Origin of the sequence: Microcystis sp. T1-4, from assembly GCF_000297435.1 — a bacterium.
In the GTDB taxonomy this organism is placed as follows: domain Bacteria; phylum Cyanobacteriota; class Cyanobacteriia; order Cyanobacteriales; family Microcystaceae; genus Microcystis.
In genome coordinates this window covers 1-24191 of sequence record NZ_CAIP01000433.1, presented here as the reverse complement: position 1 = coordinate 24191, position 24191 = coordinate 1, and the positions used below count along the sequence as shown (strand labels likewise).

20 protein-coding genes, 1 tRNA gene and 1 other RNA gene are annotated in these 24191 nt (G+C 43.0%); 14 read left to right on the top strand and 8 right to left on the bottom strand.

The window, feature by feature from the left end; translation table 11 throughout:
• Nucleotides 1-162 precede the first annotated feature (162 nt).
• The 3 genes from MICAI_RS21665 (at nucleotide 163) to hypF (ending at nucleotide 3590) form a co-directional block, all read left to right on the top strand.
• Nucleotides 163-501: a hypothetical protein gene (locus MICAI_RS21665; RefSeq protein ID WP_008207090.1), complete on the top strand. Its 339-nt coding sequence runs from the start codon at nucleotides 163-165 to the stop codon at nucleotides 499-501.
• Nucleotides 502-600: 99 nt separating this feature from the next.
• Nucleotides 601-1275, top strand: coding sequence for a hypothetical protein (locus tag MICAI_RS21660; RefSeq protein ID WP_008207088.1), 675 nt, complete (start codon nucleotides 601-603; stop codon nucleotides 1273-1275).
• 50 nt (nucleotides 1276-1325) lie between these two features.
• On the top strand, nucleotides 1326-3590 hold the full coding sequence (gene hypF / locus MICAI_RS21655) for a carbamoyltransferase HypF (protein WP_008207086.1): 2265 nt from the start codon (nucleotides 1326-1328) through the stop codon (nucleotides 3588-3590).
• A 317-nt stretch (nucleotides 3591-3907) separates the two neighbouring features.
• On the opposite strand, the gene MICAI_RS21650 is transcribed toward hypF, so the two are convergent.
• Complete coding sequence (locus tag MICAI_RS21650) at nucleotides 3908-4198, bottom strand: hypothetical protein (RefSeq protein ID WP_002791117.1); 291 nt, start codon at nucleotides 4196-4198, stop codon at nucleotides 3908-3910.
• A 365-nt stretch (nucleotides 4199-4563) separates the two neighbouring features.
• On the opposite strand from MICAI_RS21650, the gene MICAI_RS21645 reads away from it, so the two are divergent.
• Nucleotides 4564-6294, top strand: a complete 1731-nt coding sequence (locus MICAI_RS21645) for a diflavin flavoprotein (RefSeq protein ID WP_008207084.1) — start codon at nucleotides 4564-4566, stop codon at nucleotides 6292-6294.
• A 75-nt stretch (nucleotides 6295-6369) separates the two neighbouring features.
• Nucleotides 6370-10035 carry a magnesium chelatase subunit H gene (gene bchH / locus MICAI_RS21640; RefSeq protein WP_008207083.1) on the top strand — a complete coding sequence of 1222 codons (3666 nt, stop codon included), beginning with the start codon at nucleotides 6370-6372 and terminating at the stop codon, nucleotides 10033-10035.
• Nucleotides 10036-10326: 291 nt separating this feature from the next.
• Here the strand turns inward: bchH and moaC are convergent, their stop codons facing one another.
• Nucleotides 10327-10827 (bottom strand): cyclic pyranopterin monophosphate synthase MoaC, encoded by a 501-nt coding sequence (moaC, locus tag MICAI_RS21635; RefSeq protein WP_008207081.1) that lies wholly within the window; start codon nucleotides 10825-10827, stop codon nucleotides 10327-10329.
• 43 nt (nucleotides 10828-10870) lie between these two features.
• Between moaC and MICAI_RS21630 the strand changes: the two genes are divergently transcribed.
• The 6 genes from MICAI_RS21630 (at nucleotide 10871) to MICAI_RS21605 (ending at nucleotide 15459) form a co-directional block, all read left to right on the top strand.
• Nucleotides 10871-10944 (top strand) — tRNA-Arg (locus MICAI_RS21630).
• Between the two features lie 432 nt (nucleotides 10945-11376).
• Entirely contained in the window at nucleotides 11377-12105 is a 729-nt protein-coding gene (locus tag MICAI_RS21625) for an energy-coupling factor ABC transporter permease (RefSeq protein ID WP_008207080.1), read from the top strand.
• A 28-nt stretch (nucleotides 12106-12133) separates the two neighbouring features.
• Nucleotides 12134-12457, top strand: a complete 324-nt coding sequence (locus MICAI_RS21620) for a PDGLE domain-containing protein (RefSeq protein ID WP_008207079.1) — start codon at nucleotides 12134-12136, stop codon at nucleotides 12455-12457.
• 135 nt (nucleotides 12458-12592) lie between these two features.
• Nucleotides 12593-13366 (top strand): cobalt ECF transporter T component CbiQ, encoded by a 774-nt coding sequence (cbiQ, locus tag MICAI_RS21615; RefSeq protein ID WP_008207078.1) that lies wholly within the window; start codon nucleotides 12593-12595, stop codon nucleotides 13364-13366.
• A 14-nt stretch (nucleotides 13367-13380) separates the two neighbouring features.
• Nucleotides 13381-14157 carry an energy-coupling factor ABC transporter ATP-binding protein gene (locus MICAI_RS21610; RefSeq protein WP_008207077.1) on the top strand — a complete coding sequence of 259 codons (777 nt, stop codon included), beginning with the start codon at nucleotides 13381-13383 and terminating at the stop codon, nucleotides 14155-14157.
• A 111-nt stretch (nucleotides 14158-14268) separates the two neighbouring features.
• Nucleotides 14269-15459: a HEAT repeat domain-containing protein gene (locus MICAI_RS21605; RefSeq protein WP_008207076.1), complete on the top strand. Its 1191-nt coding sequence runs from the start codon at nucleotides 14269-14271 to the stop codon at nucleotides 15457-15459.
• A gap of 291 nt (nucleotides 15460-15750) precedes the next feature.
• Here the strand turns inward: MICAI_RS21605 and MICAI_RS21600 are convergent, their stop codons facing one another.
• Nucleotides 15751-17991: a glycoside hydrolase gene (locus MICAI_RS21600; RefSeq protein WP_008207075.1), complete on the bottom strand. Its 2241-nt coding sequence runs from the start codon at nucleotides 17989-17991 to the stop codon at nucleotides 15751-15753.
• Between the two features lie 336 nt (nucleotides 17992-18327).
• Here MICAI_RS21600 and MICAI_RS21595 point away from each other — a divergent pair, with 336 nt between their 5' ends.
• On the top strand, nucleotides 18328-18621 hold the full coding sequence (locus MICAI_RS21595) for a hypothetical protein (RefSeq protein WP_008207074.1): 294 nt from the start codon (nucleotides 18328-18330) through the stop codon (nucleotides 18619-18621).
• Nucleotides 18622-18708: 87 nt separating this feature from the next.
• Nucleotides 18709-19779 (top strand): WD40 repeat domain-containing protein, encoded by a 1071-nt coding sequence (locus tag MICAI_RS21590; RefSeq protein WP_008207073.1) that lies wholly within the window; start codon nucleotides 18709-18711, stop codon nucleotides 19777-19779.
• A gap of 16 nt (nucleotides 19780-19795) precedes the next feature.
• Here the strand turns inward: MICAI_RS21590 and rnc are convergent, their stop codons facing one another.
• Complete coding sequence (gene rnc, locus MICAI_RS21585; protein ID WP_008207072.1) at nucleotides 19796-20500, bottom strand: ribonuclease III; 705 nt, start codon at nucleotides 20498-20500, stop codon at nucleotides 19796-19798.
• A gap of 228 nt (nucleotides 20501-20728) precedes the next feature.
• Here rnc and MICAI_RS26650 point away from each other — a divergent pair, with 228 nt between their 5' ends.
• On the top strand, nucleotides 20729-20866 hold the full coding sequence (locus MICAI_RS26650; RefSeq protein WP_002792709.1) for a hypothetical protein: 138 nt from the start codon (nucleotides 20729-20731) through the stop codon (nucleotides 20864-20866).
• Nucleotides 20867-20947: 81 nt separating this feature from the next.
• Here the strand turns inward: MICAI_RS26650 and MICAI_RS21575 are convergent, their stop codons facing one another.
• The 4 genes from MICAI_RS21575 to rnpB form a co-directional block, all read right to left on the bottom strand.
• Nucleotides 20948-21370 carry a type II toxin-antitoxin system VapC family toxin gene (locus tag MICAI_RS21575; protein WP_008207071.1) on the bottom strand — a complete coding sequence of 141 codons (423 nt, stop codon included), beginning with the start codon at nucleotides 21368-21370 and terminating at the stop codon, nucleotides 20948-20950.
• Nucleotides 21354-21578 carry a hypothetical protein gene (locus MICAI_RS21570; protein ID WP_002792717.1) on the bottom strand — a complete coding sequence of 75 codons (225 nt, stop codon included), beginning with the start codon at nucleotides 21576-21578 and terminating at the stop codon, nucleotides 21354-21356. The genes MICAI_RS21575 and MICAI_RS21570 overlap by 17 nt, the downstream gene beginning before the upstream one ends.
• Before the next feature lie 96 nt (nucleotides 21579-21674).
• Nucleotides 21675-23195 carry a protein kinase domain-containing protein gene (locus MICAI_RS21565; protein ID WP_232306251.1) on the bottom strand — a complete coding sequence of 507 codons (1521 nt, stop codon included), beginning with the start codon at nucleotides 23193-23195 and terminating at the stop codon, nucleotides 21675-21677.
• A 364-nt stretch (nucleotides 23196-23559) separates the two neighbouring features.
• Nucleotides 23560-24072: RNase P RNA component class A (rnpB, locus tag MICAI_RS22695), an RNA gene on the bottom strand.
• Nucleotides 24073-24191: the final 119 nt, after the last annotated feature.

Below are 24191 nucleotides of genomic sequence, written 5' to 3'. Positions count from 1 at the left end.
GGGGAAGTGGGGGAAATTTGCCTATCACCCTAAATCCCTATTGCCGCGTCGAACCTAGAACTATCAATGGGTAACAGCTTGATTTTGACTCCATAATTAAATTAGTCAACGATCGACTCAATCTCAAGACGAGAAAAAATTAATCTATTAGGAGTTTAGCTGATGACGGCTTTTACGGAAAATGACCTAAAAAGGTTAGAAAATCTGATTATCAACGGACAAAAAGCGATCGAAACTCGTTTAACCTCTTTGGAGAATGGACAAAAAGCGATCGAGACTCGTTTAACCTCTTTGGAGAATGGACAAAAAGCGATCGAGAATAGCGTCGGAGAGATCAAAAGAGAAATTCAGGTCTTAGAGATAGGACAGACGGAAATTAAGGGAGAAATCAGGACTTTAGACGCAAAAATCACGGGTTTAAATGAAAGAGTGAAACTCATCGAGGCATCCGTGGGAAAAATTCCCGATTTAGCTGAAAAAATTGGGGAGGTATGGATGTGACTGCTTTTGTGGGTGGGGTAATTGGTTGGTTGATTCGGGGAAAATAAAACTAGGCAATGTAACATAGTATTAAGCATTTGTATATTTTTATTAATTTTTATGGAACAGACAGCTTTAAATCTGATCGCGATTACCGTTTTTTCGATCACTCTTTCCGTATTTGTCACCCCTTTGCTGTCTATTTCGCCTTTTGTCCCCGCTTTGGCTACTTTTAGCCTCTTGGGATTAGTTACCGTTGATACTCTCACCTTTAATAACCGGGGCGTGACTTTACTACTGGATGCTCTTTCTCCTAGTAAACACCGTCAAAGAGTTATTTACCACGAAGCCGGACATTTTCTCACCGCTTATATTTTGGGCATTCCGATCGCCAGTTATAGTTTGACCGCCTGGGAAGCCTTTCGTCAAGGCCAGGAGGGAGTCGGCGGTGTTCAATTTGACCTAGCAGATTTAGAGCAAAAAGTCAAGAATTTTACCGATTTTCCTGCTTTTTTAGAGCGAATTTCTACGGTGTGGATGGCGGGAATTGCTGCCGAAACCTTAGTTTATGGTAAAGCGGCAGGGGGAGAAAGCGATCGATTTTATCTGCAATCGGCCTTAAAATTAGCGGGGGTTCCTGAGAATAATTATGCTCAAAAAGAGCGCTGGAGTTTATTACAGGCAAAAACTCTTTTAGAAAAACAACAGACTGCCTATCAAGCTTTAGTGATAGCTATGGAAAAAAGGGCAAGTGTGGAAGAATGCTGTCGGGTGATTAGTGAAAGTTTAGTATAACGGGAAAAGTAATCAGGGATGAATTTGATGATTTCCCCGTTAAATTATTTATGAATAATCAGAGCATTCAATCGGATCAGCGATTGGCTTTAATTGTGCGCGGAGCAGTACAAGGAGTCGGTTTTCGTCCTTTTGTTTATCGATTAGCAACGGAATTAAACCTAACTGGTTGGGTGAATAATACAGCAGCGGGAGTTTTTATTGAAGTCGAGGGCAATCGAGACAAACTAGAAACTTTTTTGACTCGATTATCTTTAGAAAAACCACCTCGATCGCTAATTGAAAATATTGAGACTCAATGGTTAAATCCCATCGGTTATCAAAACTTTAGCATACGTCACAGTAGCGGCGGTGAAAAAAATACAATTGTTCTGCCCGATTTAGCCACTTGTCCCGATTGTTTAGCCGATATTTTTGACCCCAATAATCGTCGTTATCGCTATCCTTTTACTAACTGCACTAACTGCGGTCCTCGCTACAGTATTATCGAGAGTTTACCCTATGATCGGAGTGCCACAACTATGAGGGGTTTTAATCAGTGTCCCGAATGTCAAAGGGAATACGAAAACCCTCTGGATCGCCGTTTTCATGCCCAACCGAATGCCTGTCCTCGTTGCGGACCCCAAATTAGTATTTTAGATAGTCAAGGCTCTGTATTAGCGGAAAAAGATCAAGCTTTAATCGCCACCGCTCGAGCAATTAAACAGGGAAAAATTATAGCGATCAAAGGATTAGGAGGATTTCACCTAGTTGTCGATGCAAGAAATACGGAAGCAGTGCAAAAATTGCGACAACGTAAACAGCGACCAGATAAACCTTTTGCCGTGATGTATCCTAATCTTGAGTTAGTGAAAAACCACGGTTATGTATCTTCTTTAGAATCGCAATTATTGCAGTCTCCTGCTGCGGCAATTGTCCTGATTAAACAGCGAAAAAATTATCTTTCTGCTGCCGTTTCTCCGGGTAATCCCTACCTAGGAGTCATGTTACCCTATACTCCCCTACATCATCTTTTATTGGCAGAATTAGGCTTTCCTGTTGTAGCAACCAGTGGTAATCTAGCCGATGAACCTATCTGTATTGAGGAAAAAGAAGCTTTAGAAAAATTAGGAAAAATCGCCGATTTATTTCTAGTTCATAATCGTCCCATCCTTCGACCAGTGGATGACTCTATTATCAGGGAAATGGCGGGAAAAGCGATGATTTTGCGCCGTGCGCGGGGATATGCTCCCTTTCCAGTTAAAGTTAATGAGGGAGATTTTCCCCCGATTCTGGCCGTGGGAAGTTATTTTAAAAATACCGTGGCTATCTACCAAAAAAATCAAGTTTTTATTAGTCAACATATCGGCGATTTAGATACAGTTAATGCCGTCAATCATTTTAAAAATATCCTCGATAGTTTAAAAAAATTATACGAGTTTGCACCCGAAGTTATTGCCTGTGATGCTCATCCTGAATATCTAGCAACCAAGTACGCTTATAGCTTAAATTTGCCCGTTATTCCCATTCAACACCATTACGCTCACGTTTTATCCTGCATGGCAGAGCATCAGCTACAACCTCCGGTTTTAGGGGTTGCTTGGGATGGAACAGGATACGGTTTAGACGGCACAATTTGGGGGGGAGAATTTATCCATATTGCTGCCGATTCTTGGCAGCGAATCGCCCATTTTAAAACCTGGCCATTACCTGGAGGAGAAAAAGCAGTTAAAGAACCCAGACGAGTGGCTTTAGGATTACTAGAAGTTATGGAAAATACTGATAGGATAAAATCAGCTTTTAGTGAACAGGAATGGTCTATTTTTAGGCAAATGTTAACCAAAAAAATTAATTGTCCTTTAACTTCTAGTGTCGGGCGTTTGTTTGATGGTGTGGCGGCGATTCTAGGTTTATGTTATCAATTAAGTTTTGAGGGACAAGCAGCAATGCAGCTAGAATTTGCCCTTGAGAGCATTAAAACGGAGGAATATTATCATTTTTCTTTGTCCGCCGACTCCCCCATAGTTATTGATTGGAATCAGATAATTTTAGGAGTTGTTGAAGATTTAGAAAAACAAGTACAAATCGGCATAATTGCCGCTAAATTTCATAATAGTTTATGTGAGATTATTGTAGAAATTGCACACAAAATAGGTAGAGAAAAAATTCTCCTGACGGGAGGCTGTTTTCAAAATCGTTATCTGACGGAAAGAACAATTAATCGCCTACAAGCTTCGGGATTTCAACCCTACTGGCAGCAAACTGTTCCCACTAATGATGGTGGTATTAGCCTCGGTCAAATTATCGGAGCTTTTTCTCAACTCAAACAGTTCTAGATAAGTAGGTGGGTGGAATTAAATATAACATGAACGTAGGTTGGGTTGAAGTATGAAACCCAACGCCCGCATGGGTTACGCTACCGCTAACCCATCCTACAAATAGATGAACGTAGGTTGGGTTGAAGTATGAAACCCAACGCCCGCATGGGTTACGCTACCGCTAACCCATCCTACAAATAATTGTGCCTCCCTACTTAGGACAAAATTAACTTCTTGGTTAGGACAGGCAAGAGGTAGTTATAAACCACAGAGACACAAAGAACAGAGAGAGCCGATTTTTTTCTAGAATGTTGGGATTGTCGCAAATTGAAATCTTAGCTTAAACGATGCCACTCAACGATTTTATTGCCTACTTTCAAAATAATTGCTTGACCTAAACCCAGTTCTTGTGTCACATTAACTAGATGGGCAAAATTTTGACGGGTGATTGCTAGTCCCTGCAAACAGGCTAGAAAATCGAGACAGAGAACCGTAGAAAATTCCCAAGTTTGCCGGTAAACACGGCAATTATCCGGTAAAAAAGCCACAAGAGTGCGAAAATGACTCAAAGCGGCTTTCTCAAAATTGGCGCTAGTGCAGTCAAAAGACGAGTGCTGATAGCTCATAAAAACTTGGCCTGATAGGAAGAGAGCAGGGTTTCCCTCAGACTAGCACCTCGCTTCTGGGGATCACGTTCCCTTTAGAATTTCTCAATAGACTGGCAAATCCCCCCAGAGGGGTATCCTTACTCGCAAACAAATTGCTAGAAGCTAGGTTTCTTCCCAGAGATAGTGTACTTTAGATATTGATGTCCTTCCGGCTGGCAAGATAACCTGTAAATTTCCCCACTCGTCCCCAGCGATAAAAGGCTGTATTTAGTCAAAAATCAAGTGTTGACTTTGATGCCAAACTTGCCAAGTAAAAAATGATGACAGCCTCAAGTTGCCGCTTAACTACTTGACTAATTAACTGATAACTGGTAACTAAAATTATGAATAATGCAATTGTCAAACCGAGAGATGTACAAGTAGCACCGATAGCCGCCGATACTTTTGTCTTTCGTTCCCGCACTTGGGACCGGTTAAAATTCGAGATCGAATACGGATTACAAAAGGGAACCACCGCCAATAGTTATCTGATTAAAGGTGAAAAGGTCGCTCTTTTTGATCCACCGGGGGAATCATTTTCGTTCATATTTTTAGAGGCTTTAACTAAAAGAATCGATCCGAAAACGATTGATTATATTATCCTCGGTCACGTTAACCCCAATCGTGCCGTCACCCTCAAGGCACTTTTAGAAATCGCGCCTCAAGTCACTTTTGTTTGTTCCAATCCGGGGGCAATTTCCCTGAAAAAAATTCTCGAAACCGAAGCATTAAATCTGTTGGTTGTCAAGGGGGAAGAAATATTAAATTTAGGAGCAAACCATCAATTAGAATTTATCCCCACTCCTAACCCCCGATTTCCCGATCAACTCTGTACCTACGACAGTAAAACCGATATTCTCTACACCGATAAATTATTCGGAGCGCACGTTTGTGGCGACCAAATTTTTGATGAGGGTTGGAGCGTTTATAACGAAGATCGGCGTTATTATTTCGATTGTCTCATGGCTCCCTATGCCAGCCAAATTAGCAACGCTTTGGAGAAATTAGCCGCTAAATCGCCCTTATTTTATGCCGTTGGTCACGGTCCTCTGGTGCGTTACGGGATGCACGAATTGACCCTTTCCTATCAACAATGGTTAGCAGTACAAAAGTCCCAAGAGTTGACAATCGCCCTGATTTATGCTAGTGCCTACGGCAACACCGCCACCCTCGCTCAAGCGATCGCGATGGGGATCACGAAAGCGGGAGTAGCAGTCACGGCGATTAACGCCGAGTCCGCCGAACCAGACGAGATCAAAACGGCGATCGAAAAAAGTGTCGGTTTTATCTTTGGTTCCCCCACTTTGGGAGGACACGCACCGACTCCCATCCAAACCGCCTTGGGGATTACCCTGTCCAATGGCGATAAAAGCAAGCTGGTGGGGGTTTTTGGCTCCTACGGTTGGAGTGGGGAAGCGATCGATCTTTTGGAAGGTAAATTCCGGGATGGCGGTTATCGCTTCGGTTTTGAGCCAATTCGGGTTAAATTTAAGCCCACGGAGGCAATTTTAAAGACCTGTGAGGAAGCGGGAACCGATTTCGCTCAAGTAGTCAAAAAAGCTCGCAAAAGCAGACAACCGAAAACTAATGTTAACCAATCCCAAAGCGATCGGCGATCGCAGGCTCTGGGCCGTTTGGTGGGTTCTCTCTGTATCGTCACCTGCGAATTGGGGGAATTGCGCGGCGCCATGTTAGCCTCTTGGGTGTCGCAAGCGACGTTCACCCCCCCCGGATTGACTATTGCCGTGGCGAAAGAACGAGCGATCGAGTCTCTGCTTTATAGCGGTACGCCTTTTGTCCTTAATATCCTCCAAGAAGGTCAACATTTGGCTTTAATGAAACATTTTCTTAAACCTTTTACTCCAGGGGAAGATCGTTTCGCTAATATCGAAACCACTAAAGCTGAGAACGGTGGGCCGATTCTGGCCGAAGCGCTCGCTTATCTGGAATGTCGGGTAGAACAACGAATGGAGTGCGGTGATCATTGGCTGATTTATGCGATCGCAGAAAAAGGCAAGGTTTTACACCAGGGTTTAACCGCTATCCATCATCGCAAATCCGGCAGTTATTATTAATTTGTCGTTATGATCATTTCAGGGGGTGTTTTCAGGCAGGATAACCCACCCTGATTGGTCTAAAAATATATTCTTATGAAAAGCATTGTTTTAATTGTTGGCTTTGAAACCTTTAACAGGAATTTATATCGGCAATCGGGCCTGTTGGCTAGTTCTAAATGTCCCGATTTAGAAGTAAAAGTATTTAGCGATAAATCCTTGACTAGCGAACCGGAAATAGTCGAGCAAGCTTTAGCCACTGCCGACGTTTTTTTTGCTAGTTTGATCTTCGATTACGATCAAGTTACTTGGCTGCGGCAACGAGCGGCACAGATTCCCATTCGCTTAGTTTTTGAGTCTGCTTTAGAGTTAATGAGTTTAACCCGTTTGGGAGAATTTGCCATCGGGGATAAACCAAAAGGAATGCCAAAACCAATTCAATTTATCTTGAGTAAATTTTCCAGTGGCAAGGAAGAAGATAAGTTAGCTGGTTATCTTAGTTTCCTCAAAACCGGTCCGAAACTACTGAAATTTATTCCCGCTAAAAAAGTTCAAGATTTGCGTAACTGGTTAATTATTTACGGTTATTGGAATGCGGGAGGAACGGAAAATGTTGCCGCTATGTGTTGGGTAATTGCCCAAAAATATCTAGGGTTAAAAGTACAGGAAATACCCGAAGTTATCGAAACTCCCAATAAGGGACTATTACACCCCGATTATCAGGGTTATTTTCTCACTCCCCAAGAATATTTAGCTTGGTATAAAAAAAATAAATCTCTTGATAAACCAGTGGTGGCACTGCTGCTTTATCGGAAGCACGTTATCAGTAAATTGCCCTATATTAATCAATTAATCCGTCATTTTGAAACGGCTAATTTAATTCCCCTACCCGTGTTTATTAACGGAGTGGAAGGCCATACAATTGTTCGGGATTGGTTAACCACAGACTACGAAATTCAGCAAAGAAAAAAAGGAATCATTGAAACTCCTTCTTTAAGTGAAGATGCGGTGACAGTAGATGCAATTGTCTCGACGATTGGCTTTCCTTTGGTGGGGGGTCCTGCGGGTTCTATGGAAGCAGGAAGACAGGTAGAAGTGGCTAAACGAATTCTGTCCGCTAAAAATATTCCTTATCTTATCGCTGCCCCTTTATTGATTCAAGATATTTATTCTTGGACAAGACAGGGAATCGGTGGTTTACAGAGTGTGGTTCTATACGCTTTACCTGAATTAGATGGAGCAATTGATACAATTCCTCTGGGGGGATTAGTGGGGGAAACTATCTATTTAATCCCCGAAAGATTACAGCGTTTAACTGGACGTTTAAACAGTTGGATTAAGTTACATAAAACCCCTCCGCAAGAACGCAAAATAGCCATCATTCTCTATGGATTTCCCCCGGGTTATGGGGCAGTTGGTACGGCAGCTTTATTAAATGTTCCCCGGAGTTTAGTTAAGTTTTTACAAGCTTTACAAGCGCAGGGTTATCATGTGGGAACAATTCCCGAAGACGGGGAAGAAATTATTCAAAAAGTTAAATTTGCCGATGATGAAAATCTCTCTAAACAAAATCGTTTATCGATAGAAACTTTAGAAAATTGGCTAGGTTATCTGTTAACCTCTCGCATTGAAAAACACTGGAAATCTCTGAAAGATGCGGGGATAAAAACTGTTGGCAACCAGTATCATTTAGGGGGAATTGAGTTAGGTAATATCTGGATTGGAGTACAGCCACCTTTAGGAATTGCTGGGGATCCGATGCGGTTAATGTTTGAAAAAGATTTAACTCCTCACCCTCAGTATGCAGCCTTTTATCAGTGGTTACAAAAAGATTTTAAGACCGATGCGCTCGTTCATTTTGGTATGCACGGAACCGTCGAATGGCTGCCCGGTTCACCCCTAGGAAATACTGGTTATTCTTGGTCAGATATTTTATTAGGAGATTTACCGAATTTATATATTTATGCCGCTAATAATCCCTCGGAATCTATCCTAGCTAAACGTCGCGGCTATGGGGTGTTAATTTCCCATAATGTGCCTCCCTACGGACGAGCGGGATTATATAAAGAATTGATGATTTTACGAGATTTGATTGCAGAGTTTCGAGAAAATCCTGAGAAAAATTACGCTTTAAGAGATAGTATCCTCCAAAAGATTATTGATACAGGTATCTCTAAAGATTGTCCTTTTCTGGAAGCAGAAAAACAGGGAATAGAATTCACTTTAGAAAATGCCAAATTATTTAGCCGCTATGCACTAACCGATTATTTTGTCAAGGTGTATAATTACCTACAAATCGTCGAACAAAGACTATTTTCTTCGGGTTTACACACCCTAGGAACTGCTCCTAATCAGGAAGAATTAAAAGGTTATCTTGATGCTTATTTCACCGATTTATCTGAGCGAGAATTTCAGCAAATTCTCGCTGACGAAGCAACCAATGAAAAGCTTAAAGAAGGCATTGCTATTAAAAATTTATTAGGACAAAATAGCGAAGAATTAACTAATCTTTTGCGGGGATTAAATGGGGAATATGTACCACCGGCACCGGGGGGTGATTTACTCCGGGATGGTGCGGGAGTTTTACCCACAGGACGCAATATACACGCTTTGGATCCCTACCGGATGCCTTCCCCCGCAGCCTACACCCGCGGACGGGAAATCGCCAAAAAACTGCTACAACAAAACTTAACCGAAAAAGGAAAATATCCCGAAACTGTAGCAGTTTTACTCTGGGGATTAGATGTGATTAAAACTAAGGGTGAATCCCTGGGTATTCTTTTAGAATTAGTCGGTGCGGAACCGGTGAAAGAGGGAACAGGAAGAATTGTCAGGTATGAATTAAAACCTTTAGGGGAAATTGGACACCCGCGCATCGATATTCTGGCTAATTTATCGGGAATTTTTCGGGATACTTTTATCAATATTATCGAGTTATTGGATGATTTAATGCAGCGGGCAGCCGAGATAGAAGAATCGGAAAATGATAATTATATCCGTAAGCACTATTTAGCCTTGAAAAGTCAAGGAATTGACAATGCCAGCGCTCGTTTATTTTCCAATCCTGCCGGGGATTTTGGCTCTTTAGTTAATGACCAAGTAGTGGAGGGAAATTGGGAAAATGACAACGAATTAGCGAAAACTTGGGAAAAGCGTAATGTTTTTAGTTATGGTCGTCAAGATAAGGGACAAGCGCGGCCAGAAGTGCTACAACAGTTATTAAAAACCAGTGAAAGTATTATTCAAGAAATTGACTCGGTAGAATACGGTTTAACCGATATTCAGGAATACTACGGCAACACGGGAGGATTAAAATTAGCCGCAGAAAAACAAAGCGGTAAACGGGTAATGACAAGTTTTGTCGAGAGTTTTTCCAATGATACAACTCCCCGCAAATTAGAGGAGGTTTTGCGCTTAGAATACCGCAGTAAATTACTCAATCCTAAATGGGCCAACGCCATGGTTAATCAAGGTTCCGGTGGGGCCTACGAAATCTCCCAAAGAATGACCGCTTTAATTGGTTGGGGTGGTACGGCTAATTTTAGTGACGATTGGGTGTATGATCAGGCAGCCGATACCTACGCTTTTGATGCAGAAATGGCGGAAAAATTGCGTCAAGCTAATCCCGAAGCTTTCCGTAATATTGTCGGTAGAATGTTAGAAGCACAGGGTCGCGGTTTTTGGCAAGCAGACCCCGACAAATTAGAGAAATTACAGGAATTATATCAATTGACCGATGAAAAGTTAGAAGGGGTTACTTAGGTTTTTTAGGCTGCATCTCATTTTTGTCAATCTACCAAGTTGGGATTTTTACGGGGACACTCTCGGCTAAAATCGGTCATTACTTCCGATTTTACCACTCAATCCAAGCCTTTGGGGGGTTCTACCCCCCAAACCCCCCGTTGGGGGCGTGGCGCCGCCCCCAAACCCCCCGCGCATTAGTTTTTCGGTGGGATGCTTACACGCAGCCGCTGACCCATCTGTAATAATTTAAGAGTTACTAATAATTGCTGATTGTCGGTATTTCTGCAAATGTGAGATGCACCCGGGTTTTCATGGCAACAGGGAATCCTTGGCATAATCTGATTTCCCTCCTGTTTTACTCAGCAGACGGATATTTTCAATCAGGATTGATTTTTCTAACGCTTTGGCCATATCGTATAAAGTCAAGGCTGCCACAGATACCGCCGTTAAAGCCTCCATTTCTACCCCAGTTTCCGATTTTGTCACCACTTCTGCCCGAATTTCGTAGCCGGGTAACTCTGCTTTCGGGATAATCTGAACATTGATTTTTTGCAAGGGTAAGGGATGGCAAAGGGGTATTAAGGAGGAAGTTTGTTTGGCCGCCATAATTCCCGCTAGTCTGGCCGTCCCTAAAACGTCACCTTTAGGCGCATTTCCCTGTTCTATGGCTTCAAAAGTCGTTTTTAGCATTCTCACTTGTCCTAGGGCGATAGCAGTGCGTTTAGTGGGCATTTTCTCCGATACATCCACCATCTGGGCCTGGCCAAGGCCATCGAGATGAGATAATTTTTCTTTACCCTCTTGCGTCATTGAATGAACCTGTGCTATAGTGGTTTACTGTTGAGAAAAACGAGGGCTTGTAGCTTAGTGGATTAGAGCGTGTGGCTACGGACCACAAGGTCGGGAGTTCGAGTCTCTCCAAGCCCGTTAGATACAATGGCATATACTACAGGAATTAGGGACCGATGGTTCCTAATTCCTTTGGTTTTTTACCCCATCTCCCTCAATTCCCTAATATAGTACAAGTTGAAGGGAGGCCAATTAATATCGAGGAGGATCAATGGTTAAATCGGTGAGGAATAGGAAAGGATTGAAATTTTGGACTGGTATCATTTAAGGGAAATTAAGTATTTATGCTTAGGGAAAATGTGAGATGCTCCCAGTTTTCAACCCTGAACCCTGAACCCTGACGACCAAAAAAATAACAGAAATTCTTAAGAAGCTAAAGGGGTTAAATCCCCAGAGAGAGCATTGTAGAATGAAGCGGTTAGTTATCTACTAGAAGATAGGACTTTTCCGTCCTGGCGAAACAATTCTATTAAAATCTTTAACCCAAATTGCCAAGGAGACTGAGTTTTAATGTCTGTTAATTTTTTGGGAGTTGGTTTGTTTCACCCTCTCCTCACCCCTTATCTCGCCCTCCATATTCCTGACGGCTTTTTGAGTCCATCGGTGAGTCTATTTACTTGGATAATTGCCATTGTCCTGATTGGTTTTTCTCTTAAAAAAGTGCGCGGTCACTACGCTGAACGGGCTGTACCTTTAATGGGAGTTTGTGCCGCCTTTATTTTTGCCGCCCAGATGATTAATTTTCCCATTCCGGGGGGAACCTCAGGACATTTATTAGGGGGGACTCTGGCGGGGGTTTTACTAGGTCCCTGGGCGGGTTCTCTGGTGATGGCGGTGGTTTTTATCGTTCAGGCTTTATTTTTTCAAGATGGTGGTTTAACGGTTTTAGGGGCGAATATCGTCAATATGGGTCTGATCGGCACGTTTGGCGGTTATTATCTCTATCTGGGGATTAGAAAAGCCCTTGGTTTTCATAGTTGGCGCAGTATGGCGATCGCTGTTGCCCTGGCCGCTTGGACAAGTGTGGTGGTGGCGGCGTTAGCTTGCGCCCTGCAATTGGCTTTATCGGGGACTGTACCGCCTTTAGTCGCCCTTGTGGCCATGTTATCTTGGCATATCCTCATCGGTATCGGGGAAGCGGTGATTACCGTTTTCGCTGTCGGTTATATCTGGCGAACCCGTCCCGATCTCCTCTACAATCCGCCCCATTCCGTTAATACTTCTGTTTCTCCTTCCTAAGCTTCTCGTCAATAAACCAATTAAGTCGATGAATATTCGCAGAAATAGCCGATTTTTTCTGATTGGCCTAGTATGTTCTCTAATTATCGCCGTTTTTCTTTCCCCCTTTGCCAGTCCCGATCCCGACGGACTCGATCGAGTGGCGGAAGACTTGCAATTTAGCCAAAAAGAAGACCCCAACGCCCTTGCTGGTCAATTACCCTTCGCCCGAATTTTTGATGGTTATGCCCTCAAAGGTGTTCCCCAAGGTGTGGCCACTCCCCTCGCCGGTTTTCTGGGAACTCTTGCCACTTTCGGCATCGCTTGGGGTATCGGTAAATTAGTGATGCCAAAATCCCAAAATCAGGAATAAAGAGATAGGAGTGGGGCATTTAGCTGAAATTTCCCGAAATCCCTAAATCCCTAAACCCCTAAATCCCTAAATCCCTAAACCCCTAAACCCCCTTTCTAACTGATAACTGATCACTGATAACTGATCACTGAATAAATGCTACACATTGCTACTTTTTCTCGCCAAAATGAGCGCCAAAATTGCGGTTTTTGGCAGAAACTTGCGCCCCATACCCGGGTTTTAGTGACTCTTTTGTTAGTTTTTGCCACATCGTTAACTCCGAATGGTAGCTGGGAAACTTGGGGGATTTACGGATTAGGATTAATTATTTTAATTCTGATCAGTCGGGTGACTATTCTCGTACTTTTACGAAGAGTAGCGATCGAATTTGTCTTTATTGGTGTGGTTTTATTGGGAACCCTTTTTCGCGATGGCGGCGAAATTCTTTGGTCTTGGGGATTTTTGCGGATAACTAGCGAGGGATTGCTGGTGTTAGGCAGTGTGGCCCTAAAAGCTTTTCTCTGTCTTTGTACGGTTAATATTCTGGTTTTAACCACAGCAATTCCCGACCTGTTACAAGCCTTAGTTACCCTGAAAATGCCCCCTTTATTGGTGGCAATTTTAGCTTCTATGTACCGTTATCTAGCTGTTTTGATCGCTGAATTTAATTCCATGCGAAGGGCAGCAATTGCGCGTAATTTAATGAGTAGTCCCCGATGGCAACGGCTGCTAGTGGGACATATAATCGGCGCTTTATTTATCCGTACCTACGAACGTGGCGATCGCATTTATCAAGCCATGTTATCGAGGGGTTACACTGGTTCCTTGCCTTCTCTACAGCTTCCCCAAAGCAAGCTGAACGATCATCTCGCTATAATTGCCATAGTAATTCTGATCCTCTGGGGTCAAATGGTACATCTACTCAGGTAAAAGTCTCGTTTTTCATGCACCACAACCCGATTTTTATTGAAAACCTAGTTTATACCTATCCTGACGGCACAGAAGCGTTAAAAGGTATTAATTTAGCCATTGAAGCTACGGAAAAGGTGGCTTTGGTTGGGGCCAATGGATCGGGAAAATCCACTCTATTACTGCATTTTAACGGTATTCTCCCGCCGCAAACCGGTAAAATCACCGTCGGTCCTTACCAAGTTAAACCGGAGAATTTAGAAAATATCCGCAATTTTGTCGGTTTAGTCTTCCAAAACCCCGACGATCAGCTATTTATGCCCACTGTCTGGGAAGATGTGACTTTTGGCCCGATGAATCAGGGAATTCGGGGAGAGGATTTAAACCATCGCTGTCATCATGCTTTACACGCGGTGGGATTGGATTCCCAGCATTACGGTAAGAGAAACAGTCAGAATCTATCGGGGGGTGAAAAAAAACGCGTGGCCATTGCGGGGGTTTTAGCCATGTTGCCGCAGGTATTAGTTTTTGATGAACCTAGCGCCCAACTGGATCCCCGGTCCCGTCGGCAATTAATACAACTGTTGGCCACTTTACCCCAAACCCAAGTGATCGCCACCCACGATCTCGATCTGGCTTTAGAACTATGCGATCGCACGGTGGTGTTAAGTCGTGGTCAGGTGGTGGCAGCGGGAGAAACCGCTAAGATTTTAAGTAATCGGGAATTTTTGGAACAACACGACCTGGAAACACCCCTTTGTTATAGTCGTCCCTACTGTGCGATCGCTGATGCCCCCTCTACTGACGTCTGATGCACAATTTGGAGATTTATTATCGGTTTCTTGCATAGAAGAGAAGACAAAAGCGAGAAAGTCTGACATTCTTTAGGATAGGTAGCACGAAAATCGAGGCCATTTCTGACGATGCAAGCTCTGCTAGAAAAAGCTCAGATAGCGTTAAATAAAAAGGACTGGGAGACAGTAAACACCAGCATACAGCGACTTTTAAACCAAAAAGATGCGATTGAACCGATTATTAACGATGAAATCCTCGATTTAGCCCTAGAAGCTTTACAAAAATGCGATTTTCAACAGCGATGGGAGATAGCGAAACTATTTCCCCAAATCGGCCAACCAGCGATCGCTCCTTTAATTGCCCTGTTAGAATCCGAGGAACAAGATGGGGAAATGCGCTGGTTTCTGGCGAGAATTCTCAGTCAATTTGACGATCGAGCCTGTATTCTCGCTCTCAGTCAATTATTGCAAAGATCGGAGGAGGAGGAACTCAGCCAAATGGCTGCGGCCGCTTTAGCCAATATCGGCAGTTCTGCCATCTCTAGTTTAGGACAATTACTGTCCGACTCGAACAGGCGTTTTTTAGCCGTACAAGCTTTATCACAAATTCGCCGGCCGGAAATTATCGAACCGCTTTTAACCGTAGTTAAGGATCAATCTAGTGCCATTCGGTCGATGGCGATCGAAGCTTTAAGCAGTTTTCACCATCCCCAGATTACTGCGATGATCCTCGATGCTTTACAGGATCCGGCCATCGATGTGCGACGGGAAGCAATTAAAGCTAGTAGTTACCTGGGGCCAAATTATCCCCAAGCAGATTTAGTTAACCATCTGCAACCGCTGTTATTCGATATCCACCTGGAGATCTGTCAAGAAACGGCGATCGCTCTCGGTCGTATCGGCACAGCAACCTCAGCCAAAGCTTTAAATCCACTGCTGCAATCTTCCTTAACTCCCGATAGTTTAAAATTAACTGTAGTGCGAGCATTGGGCTGGATCGAGGATGGGGAAGCTTTAAATTACCTAGAAAAGGCTTTATATAGCGAAAATGTCTTGATTTGTCGGGAAATTATCGCTATTCTCGGCCGGCAAACCTCCCAGAAATTACGCCGACAAGCAGGGGAAATTCTCGGTAATTTTTATCACTCCCGTCCGGCGCTCCTCGCTCATGCTGGAGTTAAACAGTCTCTAGCGATCGCTTTAGGAGAATTAGATCGGGACAATAAAAGTATTTTGCTGACTTTAGCAGCCGATGGGGAGGCGATTGTCCGTCTCCATGCTCTCAGCGCCCTAAAAAAGCTAGATCATGGGACTATATAGGGTTGGCTGAAAAACTGGCTCTTCTAGGTTCTGTGTGATAAGTTTAACTTACATAGGATCGATCTTTGTGTCCTCTGTGTCTCTGTGGTTCCTTCCACTCCCTCGCTCTTAAGGAATGTATCTTAGAATACATTTTACCCACCAAATCCAAGAGAGCCAAAAACTTTTTGCCGCAAACCCTAAGTAGGAGAATTGCCAGATCCTGTCTTTTGCACGAGTGCCTGTTGCCTCTTGCCTTCAGAAGCTGATAACTGATAACTGATAACTGATCACTGATAACTGATAACTGATTTAAGGTCTTTGCAGGAAGATTAATTCTTCAACGGGGAGGAAATCATAGTATTGACCTTGATTGGCTAAAACTGCGATTAAATGGAGACGATCATCGGGTTCAATGTGTAATCCTTCCCAGGGGACAGCAATTTCCAAACATTGATTAAAAGAAGCTTTGGCATTACTAGGAACTCGCTGCCAAGTAAAATATTCTTGAGCGACTTCTAACCAAGTAAATTCCGTGATTAAATTAACCCCTAGATGATGATGATAACCGTAATTGAGGGGCGATCGAGGGGGAATATCTGCTAGGGGAATTGGACTTTGCAGACGATGCACTTCATCATAATACCAGTATAAATGCACTTCTGCGGGAATTTCTTCTCCTAATTTTGCCCCTGGTTTCCAATCGAAACGCAGATAAAAATTGAGGTGATCCCAACCGAAAAAGAGCTTTTGTACTAAGGAAGTCCGGTGCATTGTACCACTGGTGCCGCCAATTTCGATCCGTCCGGCTTTATCCCAATCCTGTTCGTCCCCAAAACCGTCGATAATGGGGTGAATGAAAGCCATCGGACGATTACCTTGTTTATCCCCGTGTTCTTCCACCGGTTCGAGCAAATAGGAGGGAATTGGCTCATTTAAAGCTTGATAAAGAGCGATCAGGTGTTCGCGGAAAAGTTGGTCAAAAATTGCGTCATGATTGGAGGAATGGCCATAACCAAACCACCAAAACCAATCGGAACCCTCGGCTGCATACAATGCTTCCCACGCATCCGGGTTATTATCTTCCGTCGCTTCGGGGTGATTAGCCAGGGTTTGACGGGCTAAAATTAGATATTCCCAAGCTTTATTTTTAGCGGGATCGCCGATCCAAGTGGTAAAATTGGCATCGATCCAAGAGCCGCTATGAAGTTTATTGACAGGAATTTTGGCATTAGCGGGAAAGCGATCGAGATATTCGGAGACGGTGACTAATTCGATCGCTTGGTGGTCGCTTAAAAGTTGATAAAGGTTCTCTAGGAAGGGTAAACCGTCTTGATGATAGTTTTCCCAGCAGTTTTCGCCATCTAGCGCAATGGTAACTAACCAGGGTTTTTCTAGCGTCGTGGTTTCTGCGTTAGTTTTCAGTTGTTCGGCGATCGCTTCTAGGTGTTTAACTAAGTCTGTAGCGGCCTCGGTTGCTTTCATGCCACTATAGCTAAATCCGATCAGATCCGAGAGACGATGATCGCGGAAAACCATCGATAAATTGCCGTTGCTAGTTTCCAGACGGTAGGGACGATAAAGCAATTCCGGTTCGCTAATATTGCCCTTTTCGTCGCGATGAAAGTAATGTCCCAGGGACGAACCTAACACCCCCTCATCGGAACATAACCACTGAAAACCCTGTTTAGCGACCGCGGGGAGAATCGCAGGACTAACGGATTGTTCCGAGGGCCAAAGTCCTCGAGGATGTTTATCAAAGCGATCGATATAGATTTGCCAAGCTTTCTGGAGATGGCGGGAAATATCTTCAGGATAGTGGAAATATTGGCGAGGAAGGGTCATATTCGGCACTGCTACCCGGCCGGCTTCCGAGTTGGCCAGCAGGGGTAAAATTGGATGGGTGTAGGGACTGGTAATGATTTCTAGTTGTCCGGTTTCCTGCATTAACCGGTGTTGCGGCAAGATACGACGCAGAATTTGACGCTGTTTGGAGATAATTCGCTGGCGATCGCTTAAAGTGAAGTTTTTTCCCTGTTCTAACCAGGCAGCGATTTCCGGGTCACTGTGAAAGATAGGATCGATCCAAGCCAGGTTATGCCAAGCCAAGAGATCGCTATAATCTTGCAGATGCCAATGACTAATACACCAACTATGACCGTTTTCTTGACGCTGTGCGTATAATTGGGCGTAACGGGGGTGCGGATCGATCAGGGTACGATGGTTAGCATCGAAAAAGTGTTCGAGGATAAAGTGTTTTTGTGCCAGGGTTAACTGCGCTTCTGGGGTGACGGTGAGGGCAAGATAGGGGTCTATAGCTAGTCCGTTGACGTAATCCTCTAATTGCAGGATTAAAGAGGGGACAAGGTTGACAGTTTGATGTAATTTGGGAAAACGTTCTAGAATCAGGATTAAATCGAGATAATCTTTCACTCCATGCAGTCGCACCCAGGGTAAGCGATATTGTCCCGAAGCATCGGTGCGAGTTTGACAGGATTTGTAGAGGGGTTGGTGTTGATGCCAAATAAAAGCGACGTAGAGAGGATAGGCCATGATAATACCGAGGAAAAGTGCATACAACAGGCTGTTTAGCCGTTATTTGGATGATAATGGACAATAACGCCCATTATAGATTCTTAAAAGTTGATTTTGGTCACTACCATAATCCTATCAACGGGTTTTGAGAGGGTATCGTCTCTTTGCATTTGTTAAAGGATCCGATTCTCTGGGGGTGATTATTTGCAGTTCAGCAGTAGAATCCCTAATATTATTTTTCTTACTGATTACTGATTACTGCTCACTGAAAAACCCCCCATCACCTGATCGACAACATTTTTTAGGATGATAGGATAAGCTGGAATTATCGAAACCGTAGAAATAATAGATAAAATGAGTAATCTCCTCTGGCCGCGTTTTCTCAAGAAAGCTTACCGTCAAGAACCAATAACCAGCTTTATCTTTACCGCAGCGGCAGTAGATGTCATCATCGGGGTTCTAGGACAAAGATGGACACTGCTATCTTTAGGGGCAACGATTATGGCGATCGCTATCCTCACCAGGTGGCAACAGAGCCAAAAAACTGAGGCAATCAACCAAGAAGAAGCAGCAAGATACTATTTACCGCCCCAATCGGGTCAAGTGGCTTTACCAAACCTGAAAAACGAAAAAAATCGACCTTCTTAGCTCAAAAATCTCACCTTGCTTGGCAATCAATCTCCTCAAAGGCTAGAATCTATAGCACGGTTCATTGGTTAATATTCAACTAAATTTATGAAATTCCGATTTACGGGTGGGGAGAAACTTGTCGGGGCAATTGTGGTCAGTGTCTTAACCACGCTGACAATCGGGCAACATCAGCTTAGTCAGGCCCAAAGTCCTATTGCTCCCCCTAAACCCGCGGCTGCAAGTGGCCAAAAAACCCCAGAAACTATCCTAGTAGAAGGTTTAGGCAGACTTACCCTCGCTAAAACCCTAGAAGGGCAACAATCCACCCCTAATGCTGTGATTTTCAGTCCCGATAACCAATTTGTTCTCGCTGGTGGTAGTGATACGGATCCTCTCCTGAGAATTTGGTCGGTAAAAACAGGGCAAAAAGTTTCCCAAACTCGCGCCCAAAGAACCAGCGTCAAAGCTTTAGCTATTAGTCCCAACGAAAGATTATTAGTTAGTAGCGGTTCAGATGGTTCTATTAATTTTTGGAATCTGGTGGAAGGCAAGTATTTAGGAATTGCCCTCGAACACGGCAATACGGTCCTCGCCCTCACCGTTACTCCCGATGGTAAAACGTTAATTAGTGGTGGTTTGGAAGGAATTCGCCTCTGGACAGTGCAACCCCCCCGCCGTCCCCTCTATCGTTTAAATTGGGTGGGTAATTTTGTTTATTCCCTAGGGGTGAAATCCGATGGTTTCACCCTTGCCAGTGGTCATGAAAACGGTGAGGTACATTTTTGGGACATCCGCGAGGGCAAATTTTTGTCAAAATTTGCTGCCCATCCCCAAGCGGTGAGCAAGCTTTTATACAGTCCCGACGGTAAAAATTTAATTACCGGTAGTTTAGACCGCTCGATTAAAATCTGGGATACGAGCAATAATAAGTTATTATTTACCCTCATCGGTCATACGAACCGAATCCGTTCCCTCGCGCTCCATCCTAACGGACAAATTCTCGCTAGTGCTAGTAATGACGGTGTGCGTTTATGGGATGTGACCACGGGTAAACAGTTGGCCTGGTTTGATAATAATTCCGACTGGGTGGAATCCCTAGCTTTTAGTCCCGATGGGCAGTATTTGGCTAGTGGTAATTATGATTTTAAAATTCGCCTCTGGCAATTCGTCCGTTAGGCAAAAATGCCCCCATTTAGCCTTTAACCACTTCTAGAAAAGCTGATTTAGCCGCTGCCTGTTCCGCCGCTTTTTTGCTTCTGCCAGTTCCCACTCCTAATTTCTGCTCATTTAACCACACTTCCGCACAAAAACGCTCTTGATCTAAACCATTGATTTCTTTAACTAAATATTGCGGCAGTTTTTTGTATTTTGCTTGTGTCCACTCCTGCAAGGCATCCTTATAATTCTGTCGGGCCGGATCTCGACGAATTTCGGCCGCTTTTTCCCTTAGTGGTTCATCTAGCCAAGAACGCACTAAAACCATAGTCTGTGTACTAAGATATAATGCCCCCAAAACCGCCTCAAAAGCGTCTGCTAGACGGGAAATTCGCCCCGCTTGGTCAATACTTGTACTACTTGATACCAACAAATAACGCTCGAAACCGTAGCGATCCGCAAATTCCGCCAGAGTGCGATCGCTAACCATCATCGATCGCAGGGCGGCAAATTCTCCCACTAGGGCCTCCGGATAGGTTTCTAACAATACCTCCGCCGCCACCAGTCTTACCACAGAATCGCCCACAAATTCCAATTGTTCATAATTCTGATCACGGGAAATACTGGGATGAGTTAGAGCTAAATCTAATAAATCCCACCTGACGGGGACATCAGCCGATAAACCCAGCTTTTCCACTAGGGTTTTTAATTGTTTTTGGCGACGCGGATCACTTAAGGACATGGGAGCGGGGAGAAGGGGTGTGGGGGAGAGGGGAGAGGGGAGAGAGTGAGTTTCTCTGTTTGTTTTGTAACGTCCTCATACCCAGTTTAAATGCACAACAGCTTATCTCATCTGTAGCGTTATACTCAAAGAAGGATTACCTTTACCAACAGTCTAGAAAAACCTCACAGAGAATTTCTCAACCGTTATCAAAAATACGGCTTTAAAGATGCTAATGAGATAGTGAGAGTGGCTCTAGAGCGATTTCAACTAGAACTAGAGGCTCAGGACTTACAAGAATCAGCAAATCTGTATGCAGCAATTTATCAACAAGATGAAGAATTACAGCAACTTACCGAATCAGCTTTAGTAGGATGGACAGCATAATAAATCTCAAGCGAGGACTGATTATTGAGGTAAATCTAGAGCCAACTACAGGTTCAGAAACTGGGAAAATCAGACCTTGTATTAATCTACCCAATTTTCTAAGGATAAATGAGGAATTTGTCTAAAATGTCGCAGATTTCTGGTTACTAACCTAGCTTGATTAGCTAATGCGATACTAGCAATTAATAGATCGGCTCTGCCAATTTTTTGGATTTTAGAAACACTTCGTAAACGGTCAAATTGATTAGCAGCATCTCCATCAATTAAAATTACAGGAAGTTGATTCAGTAGGACTTCTGAACGACAAAAAAGTTTTTGTGCTTTCAATAAATCACTTCCTGAAAAAGCTTTAAGTAGATAATCTATCCTTCCCTGCAAAATTTCAATCTTGGTGACAATCGCAATGGCGACTTCCTCATCCTGTAAGCTTTCTAACCGATTAATAACGTTAGTATTACCTGCGTGGAGATGAGTTAAAGTATCCGTGTCAAGAATATACATCATCTTCAGTTTCTGAACGTCCTCTAGCTTGGTAAATAGAGTCTCTTAGGTCAGCAAGAGAGCTATCATCCCTTAAAGCACCTGCTTGTTGCAGAAAAACAGTTTTACTCTTTGGGGAAGAGTTAGGAAGGGACGGAGGATTAAAGGCTTTCGTCTCTTGCTCTAATAAAATATCACTGTTTAATTTTTCTGATTTTGGTTTAACTGTCATAATTGCTCCTGATTATTTATTAATATTTTATCATAAATTTATTGCTAACTACAAGAGTCAAAGCTTTATTTTTGGTAATTTTCAAAATTTGGCGAATTAAAGCTTGACAGGATAAGTATTAACTTGCCAATTGCTTGTAGCTACAGGACAAGCTAAACCCAAATTAGTAATATTCCATTGGATAAAAGCATTATCGTTATTTTTCCAAGTAATCTTAACTGTGCCGACACAGTTACCTGCATTTCCAGATAGGTTAAAATTTCCTTGTAGGGTATCTCCAGTTGTACAACCTTCTGTTTGGGGAGCAGGAATCGTAATTGTTCCTGTAAATGGTGGTTTACCATATCCAAAAACAGTTTCAACTAAACTGAGTGTACTACTACCAAAACAAATTTTATTTAAGTTTGCAATTGTAGTTAAATTACTTTGAGAACGCCAAATTAAGCTTGTTTGCTCAGAAGAAGAGGGGATAGTTTCAGTTGGTTTAAGTTTTTCTTGTTGAAGTTGACGCTGTTTTTCAGCTAATTCTTCTTGGTTTTGTTCAAGCTGACGTTGTTTTTCATCTAGCTGTCGTTGCCTTTCCGCTAATTCTTGCTCTTGTTGTTTGGCTTGATTAGTCTGTTCTGATTGAATTTCAGAGATTCTTTCTTCTAATTTTTGTTGTTGTTTTTTAGAGAAGAAAGTCCAGCCAGCTAAGAAAGTAATACCTATTGTTACAGCAGCAATAGTAATTTTTATCCAGTCATTTTTCAGAATCACGTTGCCTTGTTGAGATGAAGGGAAAGAAAGTTCAGTTGGCGTTACTCTCGGCTGTCCCTGTAGCGCCTGTCTCATCATTTGAGCAGTTGTAAATCTTTGATTTGCTTGCGATTTAATAGCTTTATCAATTGCATTGGCTAGAGTTGGACTAACATTTAAAGCATATTGTCGCCAGATAATTTCTCCAGTAAGCGGTTCGGTTTCTAATTCTTCAGGTATTCTCCCTGTTAATAAATAAATTGCTGTTAAACCAAGAGCATATAAATCACTGGAAAAAACTGGTCTTCCTATTGATTGTTCTGGAGGCATGAACCCCGGTGTTCCAATTACAATAGAACTGGTGGAATTACCCCTAGGAGACATCACTGTACCTATTGCTTCTTTAATAGCACCGAAGTCAATTAAAATTGGCATTTGATCGTGGTGACGAATAATAATATTATCTGGTTTAATATCTCGGTGAATAATCCGTTTACTTTGAATATATTCCAATAGGACTAAAAGCTTTAGTAAAATTCTTTTAACAAAGGTTTCTTCTTGTTTTCCTTGGCTCTTAACTAAACTAGATAAAGTCTGTCCCTGAATATATTCTTGAACCAAATAAAACTGTCCCTGATCCTCAAAATAAGCAAACAATGTGGGAATTTGATCATGACTATTTCCTAAATCTTCTAAAATCACTGCTTCTCTTTGAAAGCGCTCTTTGACCAGTTGATAGACCTGTGGGTTATTGTGCATGGGCCGCAGTTGTTTAATTACACAGGTGCGACCTGATGGTAAATGGGTATCTTCCGCAAGAAAGGTATCGCCAAATCCCCCACTTGCTAATTGTCGAATAATTCGATAGCGATTAGCCAATAGACTTTGCCTCATTTTTTGAACAGAATGTCAAGTTTTGTTAAGAGATTCAATATTGCTGGTACTTACCCATTGACCAATATTTTAGCCTAAGATATCCTAAAGAACCAAAAATACCCCAGACTTACTTAAGTGCGACACACCATTATATCTCTAGCTCACGGTAGCGGCGGTCAAGCGATACGGGATTTGATCAATTACCTAACCGTTAGCGGTGCAATCCCCCTCTAAGCTAAGAAGCATTTAAATTGGTAGTTGAGGTTCCAGGGGAGATGGGAGCAGGGAGCGGGGGAGCAGGGGAGAATAAATAAAAATAATCTCCTGAATACTGAATACTGAATACTGAATACTGATAACTGATAAAGGAGAGAGTCAGACATAAGCCGAATTCTGTATTTCCCAACAGCAGTAAAATTGCTTTTACCTTTGTTGGAATAGAGGTTATCTATCTGGGATAATTGTTACCAATTATCTCAAGCGGTTCCTAAGAACGGGACAGGAAAAAGACCAACCTTTGTCCCTCCACCTTGCTCCCCACCGGGGTTTACCGAGCCAGTACCTCTCAATACTGCTGGTGCGCTCTTACCGCACCTTTGCACCCTTACCCCCAATCAGTTATCAGTTATCAGTTATCAGTGGAAAGTTATCAGTGAAAAGTTATTAGTTATCAGTGAATTTACTTTCGTTACTGATCACTGTTTACTGGACGGCTACGCCGTGCCTTTGGCAACACTAAAAAAAGGGGGCGGTATTTTTCTGTGGCACTATCCTCACGCTCGCGCGCACTGGACGTTATCCAGCAAGTGTGGTCTTTCGGGAGTTCGGACTTTCCTCGGAATCATTGATCAAATGATTCCGCAACCTCTAGACCAACTCTCTCCTATTCTCTAGTTTGACATACCAGAGACTCGATCGCTCATATATCCTAGTCAATAATCAGTGATCAGTAAACGGTGAACAGTGAAAAGACAGCAGGAAACTGCTATTTAACCCACA